Source organism: Mycolicibacterium nivoides, from assembly GCF_003855255.1.
Lineage (GTDB): Bacteria > Actinomycetota > Actinomycetes > Mycobacteriales > Mycobacteriaceae > Mycobacterium > Mycobacterium nivoides.
Genome location: NZ_CP034072.1, coordinates 6,248,430 through 6,270,185, shown reverse-complemented (window position 1 = coordinate 6,270,185; position 21,756 = coordinate 6,248,430). Strand labels below are relative to the sequence as shown.

Annotated in this window: 22 protein-coding genes; 11 read left to right on the top strand and 11 right to left on the bottom strand. The window is 65.8% G+C overall.

Annotated elements, in window-relative coordinates; all coding sequences use genetic code 11:
• Positions 1 to 2: 2 nt before the first annotated feature.
• Together EH231_RS30530 and EH231_RS30525 are read right to left on the bottom strand one after the other, a co-directional pair.
• Positions 3 to 1,562 (bottom strand): aldehyde dehydrogenase family protein, encoded by a 1,560-nt coding sequence (locus EH231_RS30530; protein ID WP_124713941.1) that lies wholly within the window; start codon positions 1,560 to 1,562, stop codon positions 3 to 5.
• Positions 1,559 to 2,839, bottom strand: coding sequence for a class-III pyridoxal-phosphate-dependent aminotransferase (locus EH231_RS30525; RefSeq protein ID WP_065505053.1), 1,281 nt, complete (start codon positions 2,837 to 2,839; stop codon positions 1,559 to 1,561). Before EH231_RS30525 ends, EH231_RS30530 begins: the two co-directional genes overlap by 4 nt.
• Positions 2,840 to 3,023: 184 nt before the next feature.
• On the opposite strand from EH231_RS30525, the gene EH231_RS30520 reads away from it, so the two are divergent.
• Complete coding sequence (locus EH231_RS30520; RefSeq protein ID WP_090433541.1) at positions 3,024 to 4,559, top strand: APC family permease; 1,536 nt, start codon at positions 3,024 to 3,026, stop codon at positions 4,557 to 4,559.
• Between the two features lie 51 nt (positions 4,560 to 4,610).
• Entirely contained in the window at positions 4,611 to 4,856 is a 246-nt protein-coding gene (locus EH231_RS30515; RefSeq protein ID WP_044514636.1) for a hypothetical protein, read from the top strand.
• Here EH231_RS30515 and EH231_RS30510 read toward each other — a convergent pair.
• Positions 4,836 to 5,738, bottom strand: a complete 903-nt coding sequence (locus tag EH231_RS30510; protein WP_124713940.1) for an alpha/beta hydrolase — start codon at positions 5,736 to 5,738, stop codon at positions 4,836 to 4,838. The two genes, EH231_RS30515 and EH231_RS30510, sit on opposite strands and share 21 nt — an antisense overlap.
• A gap of 102 nt (positions 5,739 to 5,840) precedes the next feature.
• Complete coding sequence (locus EH231_RS30505) at positions 5,841 to 6,203, bottom strand: nuclear transport factor 2 family protein (RefSeq protein WP_205265317.1); 363 nt, start codon at positions 6,201 to 6,203, stop codon at positions 5,841 to 5,843.
• Between the two features lie 89 nt (positions 6,204 to 6,292).
• Here EH231_RS30505 and EH231_RS30500 point away from each other — a divergent pair, with 89 nt between their 5' ends.
• Positions 6,293 to 7,120, top strand: coding sequence for a MerR family transcriptional regulator (locus EH231_RS30500; RefSeq protein WP_124713939.1), 828 nt, complete (start codon positions 6,293 to 6,295; stop codon positions 7,118 to 7,120).
• Complete coding sequence (locus tag EH231_RS30495) at positions 7,117 to 7,887, top strand: SDR family oxidoreductase (protein ID WP_090433548.1); 771 nt, start codon at positions 7,117 to 7,119, stop codon at positions 7,885 to 7,887. Before EH231_RS30500 ends, EH231_RS30495 begins: the two co-directional genes overlap by 4 nt.
• An 8-nt stretch (positions 7,888 to 7,895) precedes the next feature.
• Here the strand turns inward: EH231_RS30495 and EH231_RS30490 are convergent, their stop codons facing one another.
• Complete coding sequence (locus tag EH231_RS30490) at positions 7,896 to 10,058, bottom strand: acyl-CoA dehydrogenase family protein (protein WP_090433550.1); 2,163 nt, start codon at positions 10,056 to 10,058, stop codon at positions 7,896 to 7,898.
• A 123-nt stretch (positions 10,059 to 10,181) separates the two neighbouring features.
• Between EH231_RS30490 and EH231_RS30485 the strand changes: the two genes are divergently transcribed.
• Both EH231_RS30485 and EH231_RS30480 read left to right on the top strand, forming a co-directional pair.
• A complete protein-coding gene (locus EH231_RS30485) occupies positions 10,182 to 11,405 on the top strand; it encodes an alpha/beta hydrolase (RefSeq protein WP_164481088.1) in 1,224 nt (407 codons plus the stop codon).
• A gap of 26 nt (positions 11,406 to 11,431) precedes the next feature.
• Complete coding sequence (locus EH231_RS30480) at positions 11,432 to 12,850, top strand: WS/DGAT/MGAT family O-acyltransferase (protein ID WP_090433554.1); 1,419 nt, start codon at positions 11,432 to 11,434, stop codon at positions 12,848 to 12,850.
• Positions 12,851 to 12,864: 14 nt separating this feature from the next.
• Here the strand turns inward: EH231_RS30480 and EH231_RS30475 are convergent, their stop codons facing one another.
• A complete protein-coding gene (locus tag EH231_RS30475; protein WP_090433556.1) occupies positions 12,865 to 13,773 on the bottom strand; it encodes a LysR family transcriptional regulator in 909 nt (302 codons plus the stop codon).
• A gap of 109 nt (positions 13,774 to 13,882) precedes the next feature.
• On the opposite strand from EH231_RS30475, the gene EH231_RS30470 reads away from it, so the two are divergent.
• The 4 genes from EH231_RS30470 to EH231_RS30455 all read left to right on the top strand — a co-directional run bounded on the left by EH231_RS30470 (position 13,883) and on the right by EH231_RS30455 (position 16,112).
• On the top strand, positions 13,883 to 14,296 hold the full coding sequence (locus EH231_RS30470) for a cupin domain-containing protein (RefSeq protein WP_164481087.1): 414 nt from the start codon (positions 13,883 to 13,885) through the stop codon (positions 14,294 to 14,296).
• A 21-nt stretch (positions 14,297 to 14,317) separates the two neighbouring features.
• Positions 14,318 to 15,286 (top strand): NADP-dependent oxidoreductase, encoded by a 969-nt coding sequence (locus EH231_RS30465; RefSeq protein ID WP_124713938.1) that lies wholly within the window; start codon positions 14,318 to 14,320, stop codon positions 15,284 to 15,286.
• 5 nt (positions 15,287 to 15,291) lie between these two features.
• Positions 15,292 to 15,720, top strand: a complete 429-nt coding sequence (locus EH231_RS30460) for an ester cyclase (RefSeq protein WP_124713937.1) — start codon at positions 15,292 to 15,294, stop codon at positions 15,718 to 15,720.
• A 71-nt stretch (positions 15,721 to 15,791) separates the two neighbouring features.
• Positions 15,792 to 16,112 (top strand): SDR family oxidoreductase, encoded by a 321-nt coding sequence (locus EH231_RS30455; protein WP_124713936.1) that lies wholly within the window; start codon positions 15,792 to 15,794, stop codon positions 16,110 to 16,112.
• 21 nt (positions 16,113 to 16,133) lie between these two features.
• Here EH231_RS30455 and EH231_RS30450 read toward each other — a convergent pair whose 3' ends face one another.
• From EH231_RS30450 to EH231_RS30430, 5 genes are read right to left on the bottom strand one after another with little or no spacing between them, the layout of a single operon-like run.
• Entirely contained in the window at positions 16,134 to 16,979 is an 846-nt protein-coding gene (locus tag EH231_RS30450) for a TauD/TfdA dioxygenase family protein (protein WP_124713935.1), read from the bottom strand.
• A gap of 29 nt (positions 16,980 to 17,008) precedes the next feature.
• Positions 17,009 to 17,344, bottom strand: coding sequence for a hypothetical protein (locus EH231_RS30445; protein WP_090433566.1), 336 nt, complete (start codon positions 17,342 to 17,344; stop codon positions 17,009 to 17,011).
• Positions 17,345 to 17,346: 2 nt separating this feature from the next.
• Positions 17,347 to 18,615, bottom strand: coding sequence for an aromatic ring-hydroxylating oxygenase subunit alpha (locus EH231_RS30440; protein WP_090433568.1), 1,269 nt, complete (start codon positions 18,613 to 18,615; stop codon positions 17,347 to 17,349).
• A gap of 55 nt (positions 18,616 to 18,670) precedes the next feature.
• A complete protein-coding gene (locus tag EH231_RS30435; protein WP_205265326.1) occupies positions 18,671 to 19,429 on the bottom strand; it encodes an SDR family NAD(P)-dependent oxidoreductase in 759 nt (252 codons plus the stop codon).
• A complete protein-coding gene (locus EH231_RS30430; RefSeq protein WP_124713934.1) occupies positions 19,422 to 20,480 on the bottom strand; it encodes a ferredoxin--NADP reductase in 1,059 nt (352 codons plus the stop codon). Before EH231_RS30430 ends, EH231_RS30435 begins: the two co-directional genes overlap by 8 nt.
• Before the next feature lie 159 nt (positions 20,481 to 20,639).
• Here EH231_RS30430 and EH231_RS30425 point away from each other — a divergent pair, with 159 nt between their 5' ends.
• Positions 20,640 to 21,737, top strand: a complete 1,098-nt coding sequence (locus EH231_RS30425) for a fatty acid desaturase family protein (protein WP_090433574.1) — start codon at positions 20,640 to 20,642, stop codon at positions 21,735 to 21,737.
• Positions 21,738 to 21,756: the final 19 nt, after the last annotated feature.

The following is a 21,756-nucleotide window of genomic DNA, read 5'->3' as shown; positions in this document are numbered from 1 at the left end:
CCCTACCTCTTGATCAGTTGTGCGAGTTCTTCGGCGACCAGCGCGCGCAGTTCGGCGCGCAGCACGTCCAGTCCGGGATCCGACGACCGATTGGTAGTCGGGTACGGCCGGCGGGGCGTGACAGGCGCACCGTGACGGTCATTGGAGGCGCGCGGGTATTCCGGCACCGGTCCGGCCGGTGAGTGCCACGGATTGATACCCGCGAAATTGCCCATGGGCACGGCGGAATCGCTGTTGTAGGCGATGCGGGCCCAGTTGATCAGGTTCTGCGGTTGCAGGTTCTCCCCGATCGAGCTGCGCCCGACGAACCCCGTGCCGATCGTCATCGACGGCGCCAGGTTGGTCTCCAGCCCGGAGCTGCCGGTGCTGTTGCCCACGTTGACCGACACCCGCAGCACCGGCACCAGGGCGGCGAAATCGGCTATCACCGAAGGATTGTCGCTGTGGATCGCCGCCGAGTGACCGGCCCCGCCGATCCGCACCACTGCCCGGGCGGCGCGGATACCTCGTGCGGCGTCGGCCGCGGTGGTCATGCCGAGCACCGGGGACAGCTTCTCGTGGGCCAGCATCTCCTCGGAGATCACGTCATTGAACGGCGCGATCAGCACCCGGGTCTTCGGGGTGACCCGCAGCCCGGCCTGCCCCGCGATCCAGGAGGCATCCCGGCCCACCACGTCGGTGTTGAGGTGACCGTCGGCGAACATGTAGGCCCGCAGGCGCCGTGCGCCGTCCTCGTCGAGGATGTGCGCCCCGGCACGGGTCAGTGCGCCGTTGAGCTTGCCCGCGATCGCATCCTCGGCGATGAGGACGGATTCGTTGGTGCACAGCACCGAGTTGTCGAAGGCCTTGCTGTCCACGATGCGCTTGGCGGCGGCGTTGATGTCCGCGCTGGCCTCGACGAACACCGGGACATTGCCGGGGCCGACACCGAGTGCGGGGTTGCCGGAGGAGTACGCCGCACGCACGACGCCGGTGCCCCCGGTCGCCACGATGACGTCGGTGCGCTCATCGGCCATCAGAGCCTGAACCAGCGGGATGGACGGTTCCTCCACCACCTGGACGATGCCGTCCGGTGCGCCGGCGGCCACCGCGGCCTCGGCAAGCAGCCGGGCCGCGTCGGCCGAGCACTGCTTGGCCCGCGGGTGCGGAGCGACGACGACGGCGTTGCGGGTCATCAGCGCCAGGATCACCTTGAAGTACACCGTGGCAACGGGATTGGTGGTCGGCGTCAACGCCAGCACCACGCCCGCCGGCCGGGGCAGCTCGACGATCTTGCGGGCCTCGTCGACGCGCGGCGACACAAAGTCGCCCGCGGATTCGCCCCGAGCGTAGTAGTCGACGATTCCGCGTGAGCAGGCCCGATTCTTGGTGACCTTGTCGGCCACCACACCCATCCCGGTCTCGGCCACCGCCTCGGCGGCGAACCGTTCGGCTGCGGCGTAGGCCGCGTCGGCCACCGCGTTGACGATGTTGTTCACCGCCGCGGCGTCGTAATCGGCGTAGGCTGCCGCGGCCCAACCGGCCCGTTCCAGCATGTGGCCGGCCTGTGCGGTACTGGTCATGATGCTTTACGTCCTCTCACGACGGTCTCGGCCCTGGCCACCGCGACGGCGAGGCGGTCCAGGACGTCCTCGCAGAGTTCGCGCGAGAGCAGGAGACCCGGTTTGAACTGCAGGACACGGGGATCCAGCGTCGAGAAGATCGCCCACACTCCGTTCTCGTAGAGTTCCCGCATCACGAACTTGGCGCCTTCGGGGTGGTCGAACTCCAGACCGATCACCACGCCGTTCTGCCGGATCCCGACGAACCAGTCGGGGTGGTCGGCCTGGATGCGCTGCAGCCCGTGGTCGAAGATGTCGGCGATGTAGTGGACCATCGAGCGCACTTCGGGGCGGGTGGAGATCTCGAGCGTCTTCAGCGCGGCGACACAGCCCAGCTCGGCACCGCCGAAGGTGGAGATGTGGCCGAAGCCGTCCTCGTCGAGCCACTTCGCCGCGCGATCGCTGAGCAGGGCCGCGGTGATCGGGTACATGCCACCGGACAGGCCCTTGCCGGTCACCAGGATGTCGGGCTCGATGCCGTGTTTGGTGATGCACCACAGCTCACCGGTGCGCATCAGGCCGGTCTGCACCTCATCGGCGATGTACAGAGTGCCGTGCTTCTCGGTGATGGCCTTGACGGCTTCGAGGTAACCCGGTGCGGGGAGCGGGAATCCGTAGGTGGCCGGGATGGTCTCCATGATCACCGCGGCGACATCGCCGGGGGCCAGCACCCGTTCCATCGCCTCGATGTCGTTGAACGGCACCTGGAGGAACTCGTCGGGCTGGTCGGCCAGGAAGAACTTGGCGAACCGGTCGTCGCCGGTGGCCACGGCCAGGCCGGTGTGGCCGTGGTAGGCCTTGACGATCGAGACGATCTTGCGGCGTTTGGTCGCGTGCCGGGCACTCTTGAGCGCGATGTCGATCGCCTCACCGCCTCCGGACCCGTACGCCACCTTCGTGATCGACGCCGGTGCGGTTTCTACCAGGCGCTGTGCCAGTGCGGTGCGGGCCACCGACGGGAAGTGGTGGTTGCCGACGTCGAAATGCTCCATGCCCTCGGTGATCGCCTGCATCACTTCGGGATTGCGGTGCCCGAGGTTGTAGGTACCACCGTTGAGATGCAGATCGATCAGGCGGCGCCCGCCCATATCCCACAGGAAATATCCCTCGCGGCGGTCGATCACCAGATCGACACCGGTATCAGTCCAGAACTGTGTCTTGTCTGGATTCCAGAACGTCTTCGCCTTATCCAGCACTTCGGCTTTGGATTCGAACGTGAACGTGCCGTAGTCGTACATGCGGCTCCCTCTCCAGCTATCCGGTAGCTGTGATGGGCCTCACCGTAAACGGTCGCAACCATTTATGTCAATGGTTCCAGGAAGTGCTTGCCAATCGATTTTGGTAGTGCCAATATACGTAGGTCCCGGCTGTGGCCCAGGCCACATCGGGGATCCCACTGTTACCTGGAAGGTACCCCGATAGATGACCGATCAAGCTGTCGCCGGGAGTAAAGACACAGCTCACGACGTCCAGAGACTGAAACGCAACGCCGTCGGCACCGTCGGCGTCATCTTCATGGCGGTGGCGACCGCCGCCCCGATCACGGCAATGGTCGGCAATGTGCCGATCGCCGTTGGCTTCGGAAATGGTTCACATGCGCCGGCCGGCTACATCGTCGCAACCGTTGTCCTCGGTCTTTTCGCCGTCGGCTACGCGACGATGGCCAAGCACATAACCACCACCGGCGCGTTCTACGGCTACATCTCCCACGGCTTGGGCCGCATCGTCGGGATGGCCAGCGGCGGACTGATCACCATGGCCTATGTGGTGTTCGAGGCCTCGCTGATCGGGATCTTCTCGTTCTTCTTCCAGAACTTCATGCAATCCCAACTGGGTATCCACATCCACTGGATCATCCCGGCGCTGCTGATGCTGACGGTCAACGCGATCCTGACCTACTTCGACGTCAACCTGACCGCGAAGGTGCTCGGCGTATTCCTGGTGACCGAGATCGTCATGCTCGCCCTCGGCGCGCTGGCGGTGCTGGTCAAGGGCGGCGGTCCGCAGGGTTTCGCGGTCGCCGAGACCATCAACCCCATCGGTGCGTTCTCCCCGGCTGCCGGAATCGCCGGTGCCAGTGCCGGTTTGGGCCTGTTCTTCGCCTTCTGGTCGTGGGTCGGCTTCGAATCGACCGCGATGTACGGCGAGGAGTCGCGTAACCCCAAGAAGATCATTCCCCGGGCCACCATGCTGAGCGTCCTCGGTGTCGGCCTGTTCTACGTGTTCGTCTCCTGGATGGCGATCGCCGGCACAGGGCCGCAGCACGCGGTGGAACTCGCGCAGGATTCCGCGACCTCGTCGGAGATCTTCTTCGGTCCGGTGCGTAGTGCCTACGGCGAGTGGGCGATCACGGTGTTCAACATCCTGCTGGTCACCGGGTCGTTCGCCTGCGGCATGGCGTTCCACAACTGCGCGTCGCGCTACCTGTACGCGCTGGGCCGCGAAGGACTGTCCAAGAGCCTGCAGAAGACCATCGGCGCAACGCATCCCACGCACGGTTCTCCGCATATCGCTTCATTCGTGCAGAGTGGGATCACCCTGGTGATCATCCTGGCCTTCCTTCTCGCCGGGATGGACCCCTATGTGCACATGTACACGCTGCTGGCGATCCTGGGCACCATGGCGATCCTGATCGTGCAGTCGCTGTGCGCGTTCTCGGTGATCAGCTACTTCCACATCCGCAAGAACCACCCGGTGTCCAAGCACTGGTTCAAGACACTGGTCGCCCCCGGCCTCGGTGGGCTCGGCATGCTCTACGTCGTGTACCTGCTGTGGGAGCACAAGGACGCAGCGGCGGGCACCGCTTCCGGCACCATGCTGTTCAAGCTGACGCCGTGGATCGTGGTGGGCATCTTCGTCCTGGGCGCGGGCATGGCCACCTACTTCAAGCTGCGCGATCCGCGCCGCTACGAGTTGATCGGCCGGATCGTGTTCGAGGACAACGTTGTTCGAGACTGAGAAGTTCAAGACCGTATTCATCAGCGACTGGGTCAGCGACCGGGCCGGTAGATGGATTCCTTCGAACGTCTCCTGCTGAAGTTCGTCCTCGCGTGGGCTCCCTATGGGGGTCCGCGCGAGGACGACGTCTGGCTCGAGTTCGGCATGACCGCTGAACAGTTGTGCGTTCGGTTCGCCGGGATCGTCGCCGGTCAGGTGCCCAGGGCCAAGGCATTGTCCGCGGCCGACCGCGGCTTGTTGGAACGCGCCTGCCGGTACCTGCGGCACCAGCGGGAATCAGGCAAACGCCGCGCGTAGATTCGTGACCTGACTGGCCATGAAGGCCTGAGCCACCGGTGTTTTCGCGGCGATCTGGTCGAATCCGTGGAACGCCCCGTACACCTCTTCGACCTGGCATTCGACCCCGGCGGCGCGCAGGCGCTCGGCGTAGGCCATGTCCTCGTCGTGGAACAGGTCCAGGGTGCCCACACCGATCCATGCCGGCGGCAGTCCGGCCAGATCTTCACGGCGGCCGGGTACCGCGGTGGCGGGGTCGGCACCTCCGAGATAGGCCGACCAGCCGAACTGGTTGCTGCCCTGTGTCCACAACCGGTGACCGGGGTTCTCCAGCTCCGGGCCCACCGAGCGGTCGTCGAGCATCGGATACACGAGTATCTGTGCGGCAAGGGGTATCTCACCGCGATCACGGGCCAGTAGAGCAAGGGCAGCGGCCAGTCCGCCGCCCGCGCTGGCGCCTGCGACAGCGACCCGTGAGGGGTCGACCGCGGGAAGTCCCGCGAGCCATTTCAGCGCGTCGTAGCAGTCCTCCAGCCCGGCCGGGTAGGGGTTCTGCGGAGCGAGCCGATACTTGACGGCTGCCACCGTGATGCCGAGTTCCCTGGCGAACCGTCGGCACAGGGCGTCGTCCTGCGCCGGGCTGCCCAGCACATAGCCGCCGCCGTGGATCCACAGCAGGGCCGGTGCCGGTTCGGTGACCCTGGCCGGCCGGAACAGTCGCACCCCGACACCCGAGCTGAGCGTCAGGACCTCGACATCCCTGGGTGTCTGCCGGTTCTGCAGCACCGTCAGCCGCTGCAGCAGCGGCAGCGTGCGTCTGGACACCAGCCGACGTGGGATGAAGCGGGCGATGCGTTCGAGGTCCGGATGGAACGCGGGCCGGGCGTCTGTGCTTGAGGTCACACTTACGTTCTACCCGGTGATCTCGGCGGCATGTCAAGCAGGCCCTGCGTCGTCATCGGCGAACGTGCCGCGCAGACGCCTATGCCTGAGCTGGCCGGTCCGTCAGGACTTGTTGAACACGATGAACAACGCGGCGATCAGGTCCTCGCGGGTCACGATGTAGTTGGTGAGGATCAACTCCTCGGGCAGATTCGTCTTGTCGTAGTCGCCGTCATAACGGGCTCGCAGTACCGTTACCCCGGACCGCTCCACCACCTCGACGACCTGCATGGTGACTCGATCGCCGACGATTTCGTCGCGCACCCAGGTGCGGATGGCGTCTGGAGTGGTGAACTCGCGCTGGTTGTCGTGGACCAGCGCGTCAGGAGTGAGAGCGGCCAGGACCGCTTCGACATCGAAGGCATTGACAGCGTCGACGTAGCGGCGCGCCGCGGCGGGTGTTTCACACATATGTTCAATGGACATGCCGACAGCGTCGACCCGTCGGTAAGCGGAGGGTCAAGGCCGAGACCGAACCTTGAGTCTCCCCTTGGGGGAGCCTTCACACTGACCTCATGACGATCGATCTGTCCATCGGAGATTTCTCCCGAATGACGCAGCTTTCAGTCAAGACGCTGCGGCACTATCACGAGGTCGGCCTGCTCGAGCCAGACCGTATCGATTCGAGCACCGGGTATCGGTACTACGTCGCCGACCAGGTGCCGACGGCCCAGGTGGTGCGCCGGCTCCGTCAGCTGGGCATGCCCATCGCCGATGTGCGAGCGGTACTCGCGTCAGCCCCCGCCGACCGCAACAGGCTGATCACCGGTCACCTGCAACGGTTGGAAGAGCAGCTCGCCGAAACCCGCAGCGCCGTCGAATCCCTGCGTGCGATCCTCGAACGTCCCGGGGGGAATTCAGCAGCTGCGGTGATCGAGCACATCAGTGTCGCGGCGACCTCGGCCGCCGCGATCACAGCGACCGTTGACCGCGACGATCTATTGCCTTGGTGGCATGGCGCTATGGGCGAACTACGGGCAACGGTCGCCGCAGATGCGAACTCGGGGGCTGCCGGTGCGCCCGCGGCGCTGTTCGACTTCGACATCTTCGCCCACGATCACGGCACCGCAACGGTGTTCATTCCGGTCGAACGCGGTGTGCGGCCCGCCGGGCGCGTGCAGGACGTCGTCATCCCGGCGGCCGAGCTCGCGGTCATGCGTCACCGCGGATCGCATGACGACGTCGACCTGGCCTACGGCGCTCTCGGCGAGTACGCGAACCGCCACGAAATCAGTATCGAGGGTCCGCTGCGTGAGTACTACGAGCGGTTCTCTTGGGACACAGACGATTCCACGGAATGGTTGACCACATTGTGCTGGCCGGTTTTTCGGGCTGACGCATGAGCGCGTTGCAGGGACGGCGCGCGGTGGTCACCGGCGGCACCAAGGGTGCGGGCGCCGCGATTGTCGCTCGGCTGCAGGCCGCGGGTGCACACGTGACCGCAGTGGCGCGTCACCAGGGTGACGGCGTCCTGGCCGCAGATGAATTCGTCGCCGCGGACCTCACCTCGGTGACCGACGTCGCCGATCTGGCTTCTCATATTCGCCGGAACGGCGGCGCCCAGATCCTGGTTCACACGGCGGGCGGCTCCGGGGCACCACCCGGAGGTTTCGCGGCCCTGAGCGATCAGGACTGGGCCGACGAGCTCAACCTGAACCTGTTGGCGGCGGTTCGGCTCGACCGGGCACTGCTGCCGATGATGATCGAGGCAGCCACGGGCACGGTGGTGCATATCGGGTCGATTCAGAGTCGGATGCCGCTGTATGACGGCACCCTGGGGTATGCCGCGGCAAAGGCTGCCCTTCGGGCCTATAGCAAGGGGCTGGCCAATGAGTTGGCGCCCAAGGGCATTCGGGTCAACACCGTATCCCCGGGCTTCATCCAGACCACGGCAGCCGAGGCGTTGATCGATCGTATCGCCGCAGCCGCCGACGGATCCCGTGAGGAGGCACTCGAATCGTTGATGTCCGTGCTCGGTGGTATCCCGCTGGGTAGGCCGGCCCAGCCGGCCGAAGTCGCCGAGGTGGTCGGGTTCCTGGTGTCCGACGCCGCATCCTCGATCGTGGGTGCCGATGTGGTGGTCGACGGCGGCACGGTGCCGACGGTGTAGGCCGGCGGCTACTTCAGCAGCGGATCGCGGGGCAGGCCCAGGATGCGCTCGGCAATGGTGTTGCGGGTGATCTCGGACGTTCCGCCGGCGATCGTCATGGCTCGGTTGCCGAGATAGGCGCGAGTCAGTTTCGGCGTCTCGCCGGTCACCCCGGCCGTGCCGACCAGATCCATGCCCAGTTCGGTCAGATGCTGAGAATGCTCGGCGACCAGCAGCTTGGTGACGTTGCCCTCGGGTCCGGGCTCGGTGCCTGCGATGGCGCGGCTGACCCGGCGCAGGTTCAGCAGCCGCAGGGTGTGGCCCACGGCGATCACCTCGCCGGCGCGGCGCACGTAGCGGGCCCCGTCGGGATCCGCGTCGATCAGGGCCACCAGCTCGTCGGCGTCGAATCCCGTCGGAGCGGCCGAACCGCCGCCGATAGAGATGCGCTCATTGCCCAGGGTGGCGCGAGCGACCAGCCAGCCCTTGTTCACATCGCCGACCACATCGGCGTCCGGGACGAACACATCGTCGAAGAACACCTCGTTGAAATGGGCGTCGCCGGTCAGCCCGCGCAACGGATTCACCGTCACCCCAGGTGCTTTCATGTCGATTGCCATCATGGTGACACCGGCGTGCTTGGGGGCGTCGGGGTCGGTGCGCACCGTGGCCAGGCCCCACTGGCAGTGCTGGGCCAGGCTGGTCCACACCTTCTGGCCGGTGACCCGCCAGCCGCCGTCGACCTTTTTGGCCGCGGTGCGCACCGCGGCCGCATCCGAGCCGGCGCCCGGCTCGGAGAACAGCTGGCACCACATGACCTGCCCGCGCAGCACGGGCTCCACCCAGCGTTCGCGCTGATCGTCGGTGCCGGCCTGGGCGATGGTCAGGGTCACCCAACCGGTGATACCCATGTCTGCCCGCTCGACGTCGGTGAACTCCTCCTCGATCACCAACTGCTCCAACACATTCGCGGCCCGGCCCCATGGCTTGGGCCAGTGCGGCACCAGATAGCCGGAATCCACCAGGTAGTCGCGGCGCTTGTCCTCGGACAGTGCGTGCACCGCGGCCGCGGCGTCCCTGGCGTCCTGGCGGTACTGCTCGGCCTCGTCCGGTAGCGCGAACGACGCGCCGTGCGCCTGCCCGTCGCGTTGCCCGTCGACGACGTCGATCAGGGGGTCGGCACCGTCGCCGAGCACCGCGGCCAGGGTCCGGGCGCGGCGCAGGTACAGGTGTGCGTCGTGTTCCCAGGTGAATGCGATGCCGCCGTGGAGTTGAACGTTGGTCTGCGCGCAGAAGATCTGGGCCCGGATGGCGTGGGCGGCGGCCACCGCGGCGGCGAACCGGGCGCCCTCGAGGTTGTCGGCCCGGGCGGCGTCCCATACCGCGGCGGTGGTCTGTTCGGCGTCGACGAGCATGTTGGCCGCGTGGTGCTTGACGGCCTGGAAGGTGCCGATGGTGCGGCCGAACTGCTCGCGCACCTTCGCGTACTCGACGGCCATGTCGAGCGCGGCCCAGGACACGCCCACCGCCTCCGCCGAGCCGAGGATGCGGAACACCGTGCGCGCCTCCCGCGCTGCGCCGCGCAGGATCCGGCTCTCGTCGACTGCCACCGCGCGCAGGTCGACAGCGCCGATGCTGCGGGTGGTGTCCAGGGAATCCTGTGCGGTGACGGTGATCCCGTCGGCCGTGGCATCCAGCACGACGAGGTCCTCGCCGGCGGCGAGCACGAGCACGTGGGCGTCGGGTGCACCCAGCACCGCGCGGGCCTGTCCGCCGAGGAGGCCGTCGGCGCCGACGCTCACCGAACCGGCCAGCCCGAGCGCCGCGACCGTCGTACCGTCGGCGAGACCGGGAAGTAGTTCGGCCCGAACGGCGTCCGGCGCGTAGCGGTCGATGACCACCGAAGCCGACACGGTCGGCAGGAACGGACCCGGGCACAGCTCCCGGCCGGCGATCTCGGCGACCACCGCCAGTTCGGGCAGCCCGAATCCAGAGCCGCCGTATTCCTCGGAGATGGCCAGTCCATTCCAGCCGAGTTCGGCGCCGGCGGACCAGATCTCACTGCTGTAGGTGCCGGCCTTCTCCAGCGTGGCGCGGGCGGCTGCGCGGCTGTCGAGGCGCTTCAGCTGCCCGAACGTCGCGTCGGCGAGGTCCTGGTGCTCTTCGGTGATGGCCAGCGCAGACTTAGTCATGTTTAGCGAAGCTAACGGGGGTTTCTCGGGGCGTCGACGTGATGCAGGTCACATTTGTGCGCCAGGTGAACAAGTCGGCGAAGTTGTCCCGTCCGCCAATCCCCTGCGGGGTACGCTCGCGCAATGACGGCACGACCGGATACCCGGTACCCCGCACCGACGCTCGCTGATCGAGCACGATGGTTGCTGCATGCCAAGCCTGCCGACCACATGCTGGCGCTTAGCGTGGCATCAGCTTCGCTACCAGTGGTGGGTAAGCACCTGGAACCGCTCGGCGCCATTACGGCGATGAGCGTCTGGGGGTTCCGTCACCTGCCCGAATTCGTCGCCTCCTCGGCGAAGTCCTGGTTCGCCCCGGACAACACCGAACTTCGCAATGCCGAGCGGGAGCAGACCAACGCGGTCGCCCAGGAGGCACTGCGCGGTGTGGTCTCGCCCGCTGACCTGGCCGTCGACTGGCCGGCCCCGGACAGCATGCCGCCGCTGTGGCACACCCTGGAGTACCGGCGCGACGTGTACCGGACCTCGGTGCGCTATGGCGACGACCCGACCCAGCTGCTCGATGTGTGGAGGCCCAAGCACCTGCCCGCCGAGCCGGCGCCGGTGCTGCTGTTCGTCCCGGGCGGTGCCTGGGTGCACGGCAGCCGGATCTTGCAGGGGCACGCACTGATGTCGCATCTGGCGCGGCAGGGCTGGGTGTGTCTGTCGATCGACTACCGGGTGGCCCCGCATCACCGATGGCCGCGGCACATCACCGACGTCAAGGCCGCGATCGCCTGGGCGCGGGCCAACGTCGACAAGTTCGGTGGCGACCGCAATTTCGTTGCCGTCGCGGGCTGCTCGGCCGGTGGGCACCTGGCCGCACTCGCCGGCCTCACCCCGAACGATCCGGACCTTCAGGGCGATCTGCCCGACGGTGCCGACACGTCGGTCGACGCCGTGGTGGGTATCTACGGGCGCTACGACTGGGAGGACCGGTCCACCGAGGAGCGGGTCCGGTTCGTCGACTTCCTGGAGCGGATTGTGGTGGGCCGCAAGCTCGACCGTTATCCGGAGATCTACCGGCAGGCCTCGCCGATCGCGCAGATCCATCCCGACGCTCCGCCGTTCCTGGTCATCCACGGCACCGGTGACAGCGTCATTCCGGTGGCGCAGGCCCGCAGTTTCGTCGACAGGCTCAAGGCCGTGTCGCGAGCCGTGGTCGGCTACATTGAGCTGCCCGGCGCCGGCCACGCCTTCGACATGACGGACGGGGCCAGGACCGGTGCGATGGCCACCGCAATCGGCTTGTTCCTCAACCAGATTCACCGAAACCGGGCGATGGACGAGGCTAAAGCAGTCATATAGACGTTTCCACACCTGGGGAGGACACCGTGAAGCGGTTGAGTGGGTGGGACGCGTTCCTGCTTTATACAGAGACACCCAACGTGCACATGCACACGTTGAAGATCGCGGTCATCGCGTTCGATGACATGGGGGACCGGACTTTCGGGATCGACGAGTTCCGAGAGGTGATCCGCGGACGGCTGCACAAGCTCGACCCGTTCCGCTACCAGCTCGTCGACATCCCCTTCAAGTTCCATCACCCGATGTGGCGGGAGAACTGCGACGTCGACCTGGAGTACCACGTCCGCCCATGGCGGGTCCGCGCGCCAGGTGGGCGCCGTGAACTCGACGAGGCCATCGGCGAGATCGGCAGCACCCAGTTGGACCGCAGTCGGCCGTTGTGGGAGATGTACTTCGTCGAGGGCCTGGCCGATGGTCGTATCGCGGTGGTCGGCAAGATCCACCACGCCCTGGCAGACGGGGTCGCCTCGGCGAATCTGTTGGCCAGGGGGATGGACCTGCGCGACGGCCCGCAGCGTGACGACGAGTCGTACGTCCCCGATCCTGCGCCCAGCAGCGCGGAGCTGGTGCGCTCGGCGTTCGCCGATCACATGCGTCAGCTCGGCAGGTTGCCCGGGACCGTCCGCTACACGACCCAAGGGGTCGGACGGGTGCGACGCAGCAGCCGCAAGCTGTCGCCGGAGCTGACCCGCCCCTTCACCCCGCCGCCCAGCTTCATGAACCACATACTGGACGAGAAACGCCTGTTCGCCACGGCCACACTGGCATTGGCCGATGTCAAGGAGACCAGCAAGGCGCTCGGGGTCACCATCAACGACCTGGTGCTGGCCATGTCGTCGGGGGCGCTGCGCAAGCTGTCGCTCAAATACGACGGCAAGGCCGATCATCCGTTGCTGGCCTCGGTGCCGATGAGCTTCGACTTCTCGCCGGACCGGATCTCGGGCAACCGGTTCAGCGGCGTGCTGGTGGCATTGCCGGTGGACGTCGCCGACACCGCCGAGCGGGTGCAGCGCGCACACGACGCCGCCGCGCTGGCCAAGGAAAGCCATCAACTCATCGGTCCGGAACTGATCGCGCGCTGGGCCGCATACATGCCGCCGGCTCCGGTCGAGGCGGCGTTCAAATGGCTGTCCCACAAGGATGGCCAGAACAAGGTGCTCAACCTCAACATCTCCAACGTGCCGGGGCCGCGGGAACGCGGCAAGGTCGGCGGGGCCACGGTCACCGAGATCTACTCGGTCGGTCCGATCACCACCGGCAGCGGGCTCAACATCACGGTGTGGAGCTATGTGGACCAGCTCAACATCTCGGTGCTCTCCGACGACGCCACGGTCGACGATCCCCACGAGGTCACCGACGGCATGGTCGAGGAATTCCGCGAGATCCGCAGGGTGGCAGGGCTTTCGGAGAAACTGACGGTCGTGGAGTCCGCGATGCCGCAGTAGCGGCCGAACAAGACTCAGCGTGACGTTGTGCGCTGACCGGGCTCGGCCGAGGCGAGGAGAAACTCGGCCAGCTTGGCGCTGGCGGGGCCGAGCCGCGATTGCTCGGCCGAAGCCAGGTAGATCTCCCACACGATCGCCGGCCGTATCTCGATGGCGCGCAGGTCCGGATAGTGGGCCGCTTCGCTGGCCGGCATGACGATGGTGCCCAGCCCGTGTCGGACCAGGCGTCCGGCGATCGAATACTCGAGGGCCACCTCGTGGGACACCCGGGGCGCAACGCCTGCGGCAGTGAATGCGGCGTCGACGAGACGTCTGAGCCCGAACTCGGGTGGGAAGCCGATCAGGTCCTCATCGCAGAGCTCGGTGACCCCGACGGCGTCGCGGTGTGCAAGGGGATGATCGGTGCGGCAGACGAACACCATCGGCTCCTGGCACAGCAACTGCATCTCGACCCGGGTGGGGAACCGGTCGGGGGCCGAGATCAGGGCCAGGTCGAGCGACCCGTCAGCGATCGCCGAAAGATAAGCCAGAGAACCGATTTGGCTCTGCCGCAACCTGATGCGGACGAATGGGTAGTCGCGGTGGAAGTCGCCGAGCACCTTCGGGACGTCGAGTGTGCCGAACGAGATCAGTGACCCGAGATCGACTGTTCCCGTCAGCTCCCCGTGGTACGCGCTCACCGCGTCCTTGGCCAGCCGGGCGGTCTGGACCACTTGCCGGGCGTGCTCACGGAACAACTCTCCCGCAGGCGTGATTCTGATTTGGTGTTTGGAGCGGTCGAACAGCTGCACTCCGAGTTCCTTCTCCAATTTCGCCACCGCAGTGGACAGCGCTGACTGGACGACGTGCGTCTGGTTCGCGGCGCGGGAGAAGCTCATCTCACTGGCCACGGCGATGAAGTACTCAAGCTGGCGAAGTTCCATGTTCGCAGTATCGCGTTTCGCGATAGAGATGATCAATATTGTTCGTTGGACTTGATAGTGCCGCGTTGGTCTGATGGAAGGGCGAAGGTTCGAACGAAGGAAATGAACAATGCTGACTGCAGGCAACGTCACGGTCACCGATCTGCTGTGCGTCACCCCACCGTGGATTCCCGAGGGCGCACATGCGATGACCCAGATCGTCGAGATCCCGCCCGCCGACGAGGGGGTGCAACCGCACCGCCACTCCGGGCCCGTGTTCGGCTACGTCCTGGAGGGTTCGATCCTGTTCGAGCTGGAGGGCGAGGCGACCAGGAAAATTGTTGCGGGCGAGGCTTTTTGGGAGCCGGGCGGGGATGTGATCCACTACCAGGTCGCGAATCTGGAGCAGCACAACCGCAGCGTGTTCCTGGCGGTCTGCCTCTGTGCGCCGGGCGTCGACATGATCACCATGCTGGATCCCGACGAGATCGTGGCCCGCGACCATCTTCGCCACCCGAGCGCGCGTCAAACCAAGAGTCGTTGACCGAGAAACTAGGAGACAACCGTGCAAGCAGTGATCACCAGCGACCGTGCGGCGGGTTTCGCCGGGCTGTCGGTGTCCGAGGTGCCATATCCGCACGCGGCTGAGAATGACGTCATCGTCCGGGTGCACGCAGCGGCGTTCACCCCCGGCGAGCTTGACTGGCCGGGAACGTGGACGGATCGCGCCGGCCGTGACAGGACACCGACTGTACCGGGTCACGAAGTATCGGGAACGGTCGTCGAACTTGGCTATGGCACAACGGGTCTGACGATAGGTCAGCGGGTTTTCGGCATCAGCGACTGGGCTCGCAACGGCACGCTCGCCGAGTATGTCGCGGTCGAGGCGCGCAATCTGGCGCCACTGTCGGCCGATGTCGACCACACCGTCGCGGCGGCACTTCCGATCTCGGGCCTGACGGCCTGGCAGGGATTGTTCGACCACGGACACCTCGCGACCGGGCAGACCGTGCTGATCCACGGCGTGGCCGGCGCTGTCGGATCGATCGCGGCGCAGTTGGCGCACGCACGCGGAGCCCGGGTCATCGGTACGGGGCGAGCCGCGCAGCGGGACGCCGCACTCGAACTGGGTGCCGACGTGTTCGTAGATCTCGAACCGGGGTGGGCCGAGGACGTCGGTCAGGTGGACGTGGTCTTCGATGTCATCGGCGGTGAGATCCTGGATCTCTCGGCGCAGTTGGTGCGGCCGGGCGGCACCCTGGTCACCATCGCGGAACCGCCGCGGGTCCAGCCGGCAGACGCACGAGCCGTCTTCTTCGTCGTCGAGCCCGACCGGACGCAACTCGCCGTGCTCGAGCGCAAACTCCGCGGGGGCCGACTGCGGCCGTCCGTCGGCGCGGTGATTCCGCTCGCGGATGCGGTGTCGGCATTCGACCCGGCACACCGCGTCGCGGGAAAGACGATCATCAGGGTCGTTGACGAGGTATTGATGGGTAGCGGGGCACTCCCCTTATCGGCAGCAACAGAGAGGTAGCGCCAATGACCGATCCTGATACGTCCGAGGCCATCAAAGCGGTGGTTCGCCGTAACACCGAACAGGTTCAGGGCCAGGGCGATTTCGGCCTCTTCGAGGAACTGTTTGCCGACGATTTCGTTGACCACACGCCGCAACCCGGCACGACTCCTGACAAGGCCGGCGTGTTGGTGCTCTACAAGCGGCTGCGCGATGCGTTCAGCGACTTCCATCCCGAGATCCACTGGCAGACCGTCGACGGCGATATCGTCACCACCTACAAGACCTACCACGGCACCCATGACGGTGATTTTCTCGGAATCGCGCCGACCGGCAAGCGCATTCAGTTCGAGACGGTCGACGCGATGCGAGTGCGCGATGGCAAGATCACCGACCACTGGGGCGTGGCCAATCTCTATTCGGTCCTGCAACAACTGGGCCGGCTACCGACCTGACCGCACCGGTTCGTGGTGATGTTCATCGGTGTGTGCCAGTTCGCCAACAGCCGTAATGCGGTTTCGTCAATCTGGCCTCGATCGGCGCACACGAAGTGGAGCCGACCGCCGCGGTCTACTCCGCTACGAAGTTCGCGGTGTGGGCGATTTCGGAGGGACTGCGCAACGAACACGCAGACGGCGTCAGGGTCAGCGTGATCTCCCCAGGCGTCACGGAATCCGAACTTGCGGAATCGATCTCAGATTCAGCAACCCGCGAGGCCATGCGTACCTATCGGGCCCTGGCCATACCTGCCTCGGCTGTCGCCGATGCCATCGCATTCGCGATCAGGCAACCAGTCGAAGTGGACGTCAACGAGATCATCGTGCGTCCGGCCGGCAGCACGCATTGAACGTGCAGGTCATGCGCGTTGCTATTGAATCGGTTCGTCGCCGAGCACCGTAGTGCGCAGCATGTGGCGGGGGGAGTTGGGTTCGTAGGGCGCGGCGCGGTGCAGGACGCCCTGATTGTCCCAGATGACGGTGTCCCCGACCGACCACTTGTGGCTGTACACCTTGTCTGCGGTAGTGGCATGGGCGAGGAGTTCGGCAAGCAGCGTGCGGCCCTCGTCGCGATCCATCCCGACGATGTAGTCCGCCGAAGCGCCCAGTACCAAGGACTTTCGGCCGTTTCGGTGCGTCCACACCAGCGGGTTCTCGTGGGTTGGCCGGGCCTGCCAGCGGCTCAGCTGATCGGGGGTCGGATTCGGATAGACGCGCCGCTGCGAGGCTTCCAGGGAGTGGACCACCCGCAACCCGCGGTAGCGCTCCTTCTCGGCTTCATCGAGCGAATCGTAGGCCGCGTAGGTGTTGGCGAACTCGGTTTCCCCTCCCCGCGCGGCGACTTCCAGGGCGGACAGCACCGTGGCCTTCTGTGGGCATTCGTCATGCATGGGGGTGCAACCGTCGATATGCCAGTCGAACGTCGCCTTGAGGTATTCGGCGGCCTTGTTCTTCGTCTTGTCCAGCGTGATCGGGTAGATGCCCGACACCGGGTGATGGCCATCGGCTGAGCGGTCGATCTCGCCCAGCCGCCGTGCGAAGGCCACTTGAGCTTCGGGATTCAGGTGCAGGCCGTGGAACACCAGCACCCCGTTGTCCTCCAGGGCGTCCAGCACCGCGGCCCCCAGGCTGTCGTCGGTGCCCAGCCGTTCCGGGTCGACGCCGACAACCTCGGCGCCCACCGAAGCGGTCAGCTTGTTGATGGTCAACACACTCATCGGTGCGTCCTTTCGGTGTTCGGTGGCGGTTACGGCTTTGGTTCGCCGGTGCGGATCATGACGGCATCGGCGGAGTCGGTCGGGGCCGGTTGGTGCATGATCTCCACCGACATGGCGACCATGATCAGCGAATAGACCAGGTGCAGCAGGTTGAGCGCATCGTCGGGTATGTCGTCGAGCGGAAACTTGTCGCAGTACTCGATCGCATCCTCGACGCGCGGGAAGAAGGCGTCGTAGAACTCGTGCATCTCCGGCATCGTGCTGGCGAGGCGACGATCCCACCGTTCGGTCTCCGTCGGCAGACACCATATTTCGGCATACGGTTCCAGTTCGGCGAAGGCGCTGGGGAGTCGGGCGGAGGTCATCGTCACGCTCCCGCCGGTACGCGGTCACGCTGATAGTCCTCGACCCAGTCGACCGCCATCTTGTGCAGGTGCCGCACCAGGATCTCCTGATCGCTGAGCGGGTAGTCGTCGACGACGTCGTACTCGAGCGCGGCCTGGGTGCCGCCCAGCATGCCGGCGTCCTGCAGGGCGAATTCCTTGAGCACCACGGCGGCCACCTCGTGCTCGATCCGTTCTCGCACGGTGCGGGCTGGATGGAAGTAGGTGAACGCCTCGTAGCGGTGGGTGCTGTGCGAGGTCGGCCAGTAGCGGTAGAGCAGGTACCAGCCGCCGTAGATCAGGATCTCCAGGTTGGGGAAGATCTGGAAGTTGCTGATCCCCCACGGTTCGATGTTGCCAGGGTTGAGTCCGTGCATCGGCAGTTCACCGATGTCGGGGGTCCGCCACGGACCCACCAGACCGCTCTGGGTGGCCCGCTCGATCGGGTACATGTATTCCGGCGCCAGTAGCCAGCGCCGGGTGCCGGCCGTCGAGACGAGCCGGTGCGGACCGTCGAGTTGAAAGTGCCCACAGGTGAAGCCGGCGTTGGGATCCCGTACTTCCGGCGGCACCTGCTGGGTGTGCAGCGACGGTACGTGGTAATACTCCTGGAAGGCATCGGCGAAGATCTTCCAGTTGCTGTTGTTGTGTGCCACCCAGTCGTATCGCTCGGTCAGCTTGTCGAACGGGTAGTCGTCGAGTGCGGTCACCATGGGGCCGAGGAAGTCGCGCAGGCTCTGGCGCGGTTCGCGGTCGAAGTTGACGAACACGAAGCCGGCCCAGACGTCGCAGTGCACTCCGACCAGTCCGTAGTCCGCGGTATCCAGGTCGGTGAACCGGTCGGCGTCGGGCAGCGATATCAGCTTTCCGTCCAGACCGTAACGCCATCCACAGTGGCGGCATTCGAACTCGCTGCCGGTGCTGCGTAATTCGGTGGCGCGGAAGTCTGGGGGTACCAGCGCGTGGCCGCGTCTGCGGCACAGGTTGTGGAAGGCGCGGATGCCGCCGTCATGGTCTCTCACCAGGAGCAGCGACGCGGCGGCGGCCTCGATCTGTCGAGTGATGAAACTGCCGACCTCGGGCGTCTCCTCGACCCGGCTGATGTTGAGCCAGGCCCGCTTGAAGATGGCCTCCTGCTCCAGGGCGTAGAACTCTTCGGAGATTGAGTCCCGGAACGGGATCGGGCCCGTACCCAGATCGGGGTAGTGCTCGGTCCAGGAGCCTTCAGCCGGCTTGGGCCACTTGGTTGCCATGTGAACCTCCGTGTGACTAGTGCGTTCTGGGACTGCTCGGACGGCTTGGGAGCCGCTACATCACTGCGCCGCCGTTCACCCCGAGGGTTTGGCCGGTGATGAAGCCGGCTTCCTCGGAGCACAGGAACCCCACGGCGGCAGCGATATCCGCTCCGGTTCCGAGCCTGCCGAGGGGGATGTTGGCGGCGATCGTCTCATTGGGCGGCAGGTAGCCCGCAGCTTGCGACTGGTGCTGCATGGGGGTCTCGATACCCGATGGCGGGATGTTGTTGACCGTGATGCCGTGTGCCGCGTACTCGCGCGCCAGTGATTTCGTCAGGGTCAACAGCGCACCTTTGGAGGCCGCGTAGTGGGCCGCGAACGGCGTACCGCGCTGGGCGCTCGACGAGGAGATCATCACGATGCGACCCCACCCGGCTTCGACCATGTCCGGCAGGGCCACCTGACAGCAGCGGAACGTCCCGCTCAGGTTCACCTCTACCATCTGCGCCCAGGACTGCTCGGTGATGTCGGCGAAGGAGGCGTACCCGAACATCCCCGCGCTGGTCACCAGGATGCCGACCGGCCCGAGTTCGCTGCGGACCTTGCCGAAGGCCTCTTCGACCGCGGCCCGGTCGGTGATGTCGGCACCGACCGCGAAGGCGGTGGCACCGGCCGACCGCAGGTCATCGGTGACACGTTGGGCGGCATCGGCATTGACGTCGAGGACGGCGACCTGATGGCCGCGCCGGCCCAACTCGTGGCACGTCGCTTCACCCATGCCCGATGCCCCGCCGGTCACCACGGCCACCCTGTTCACACTCGTACTACTCATAGACCACCCTCACTGTGCGACTGGTGGGCAGTGCCTGGCATGTCACCACCCAGCCCTCGGCGACCTCGTCGTCGTCGAGAGCGTCGTTGTTGAGCATGCGTGCGCTGCCCTCGACCACCTGCGCCATACACGTTCCACACGAGCCGGTTTCGCACGAGGACGGCGCTTTGAGGCCGGCCAGTCGCGCGGTCTGCAGCAGGGTGTTGCCGGCGCGGTACGGCGCGGTGGCGGTGCTGCGGCCGAGTTCGATCGTCACCTCTTCGGTGACCACGGGTTCGGTTGCGTCGGGTGGCGGGATCGCGGCGACACTGAACCGCTCCAGATGTATCTGCTGCTTGGGGATCCCGGTGTCGAGCAGGACCCGTTCGACGGTGTCCATGAACGGGGCGGGGCCGCAGATGTAGTAGTCCGTGTTGTCGCGGGCACTGTCGGCGATGAAGCGGGCGATGTGTTCGGTCGAAACCATTCCGTCGATCTCGTCCAGATGGTGGTGCACTGCGAAGCGTCCGTTGTTGCCCTCGGCGAGAGTCGCCAGCGCCTCCCGGAAGATCACCGAGTCGAGGTTGCGGTTGGCGTAGAACAACCGGACCTTGCGGGTGGTGGCCAGGGCCGAATGCACCAACGAGAACACCGGGGTGATGCCGCTGCCGCCGGCGAACGTGACGACGTTGCGCTCGGTGGTGGTGAGGACGAAGCGCCCCTCGGGCGGTGCCACGTGCAGTTCATCGCCGACGCTGACGGAGTCGTTGATCCAGTTGGAGACCAGGCCGTCGCGATCACGCTTGACGGTGATCCGCAGATCGGGATCGACGGCCGGTGACGACGACATCGAATAGCACCGACGGTGTTCGCCCTCGTCGACTGTCGCTCGAATGGTGATGAATTGCCCTGCCGCATAGCGGAACCGGTCGACGCTCGGTGCGGGGATGTCGAGAACAAGTGAGACCGCGTCGGAGGTCTCCCGGATCACCTGCTTGATCCGCACGGGAGTGAACCCGTCGGCGTCGATCACGTCGGCGGATTCCGTGCGGGGTGTCGTCGATGTCTCCATCGCGGCCAACAATATCAAGTACTTGTCATTAATCTCAAGTGGTAGATATCCACCACCGCGATTACCAGTCGTCCAGCCCGAACCTCTAGGCTGCGGTTTGGCCCTCGCGGTGGCCCGGATTGCACCGCTCCAACGCTGCACCCACCCGAGGACACCTTGATGGCGATCGCCGATGTCTCCACCTATCTGCACCTCAGCAGCGCGGACGTCGAAGAGATCGCATATGAACTCGACGTGATCCGCCGAGACATCGAAGAGTCGCTCGGGGCGGAGGATGCGGCCTATATCCGGCGCGTGATCCATTTCCAGCGGGCGCTCGACGTCGCGGCGCGGCTGATGATCGCCGGCAGTCGGTCGAAGACCGGTTGGTTGGTGGGAACGTGCGCGCTGGCATATGCGAAGTCCATCGAGAACATGGAACTCGGCCACAACATCTCCCATGGCCAGTGGGATTGGATGAACGATCCCGAAATCCACTCCACCACCTGGGAGTGGGACATGGTCGGGCATTCCGCGCAGTGGCGGTACTCGCACAACTACCGGCACCACGTCTTCAGCAACGTGCTGGGTATGGACGACGACATCGGCTACCGCTTACTGCGGGTGACCCCGGACCAACCGTGGCGCTGGGCGTACCTCGCGACACCGTTACGAAACCTGTTGCTGGCAGCGACCTTCGAATGGGGCATCGGTCTGCACGGCATCCGCTCCGAGCGCGAGCGGGTCGACACGCCGGCCGCTGTCGCAGTGGAGAAGAGGAAGTTTCTCGGAAAGATCGCCCGCCAGTTGAGCAAGGACTATGTGCTCCTGCCCGCACTCAGCCTGCGCCGGTGGCGTCGGACTCTGGCAGCCAACATCACGGCGAATGTGCTCCGGAACCTGTGGGTGTACGTGAACATCATCTGCGGGCACATCCCCGACGGTGCCGAGACGTTCGACCCGTCGGTGGTCAAGGACGAGACCAAAGGCGAGTGGTATCTCCGGCAAATGCTAGGGACCGCAAACTTCAACGCGAGCCCCTTGCTGGCGATCTCGGGCGGTCACCTGTGCTACCAGATCGAGCACCACCTGTTCCCCGACCTGCCGAGCAACCGCCTCCCACAGATCAGCGTTCGCGTGCGGGAACTGTGCGAGAAGTACGGCCTGCCCTACAACACGGCATCGCTTCCGCGCCAGTACTTCCGGACGCAACGGATCATCCATGGGTTGGCGTTTCCCGACTGGCTGCTGAGCATCGGCCGGCGACGCCGCAAATAGGCCTGGCTACTCGCCCCGT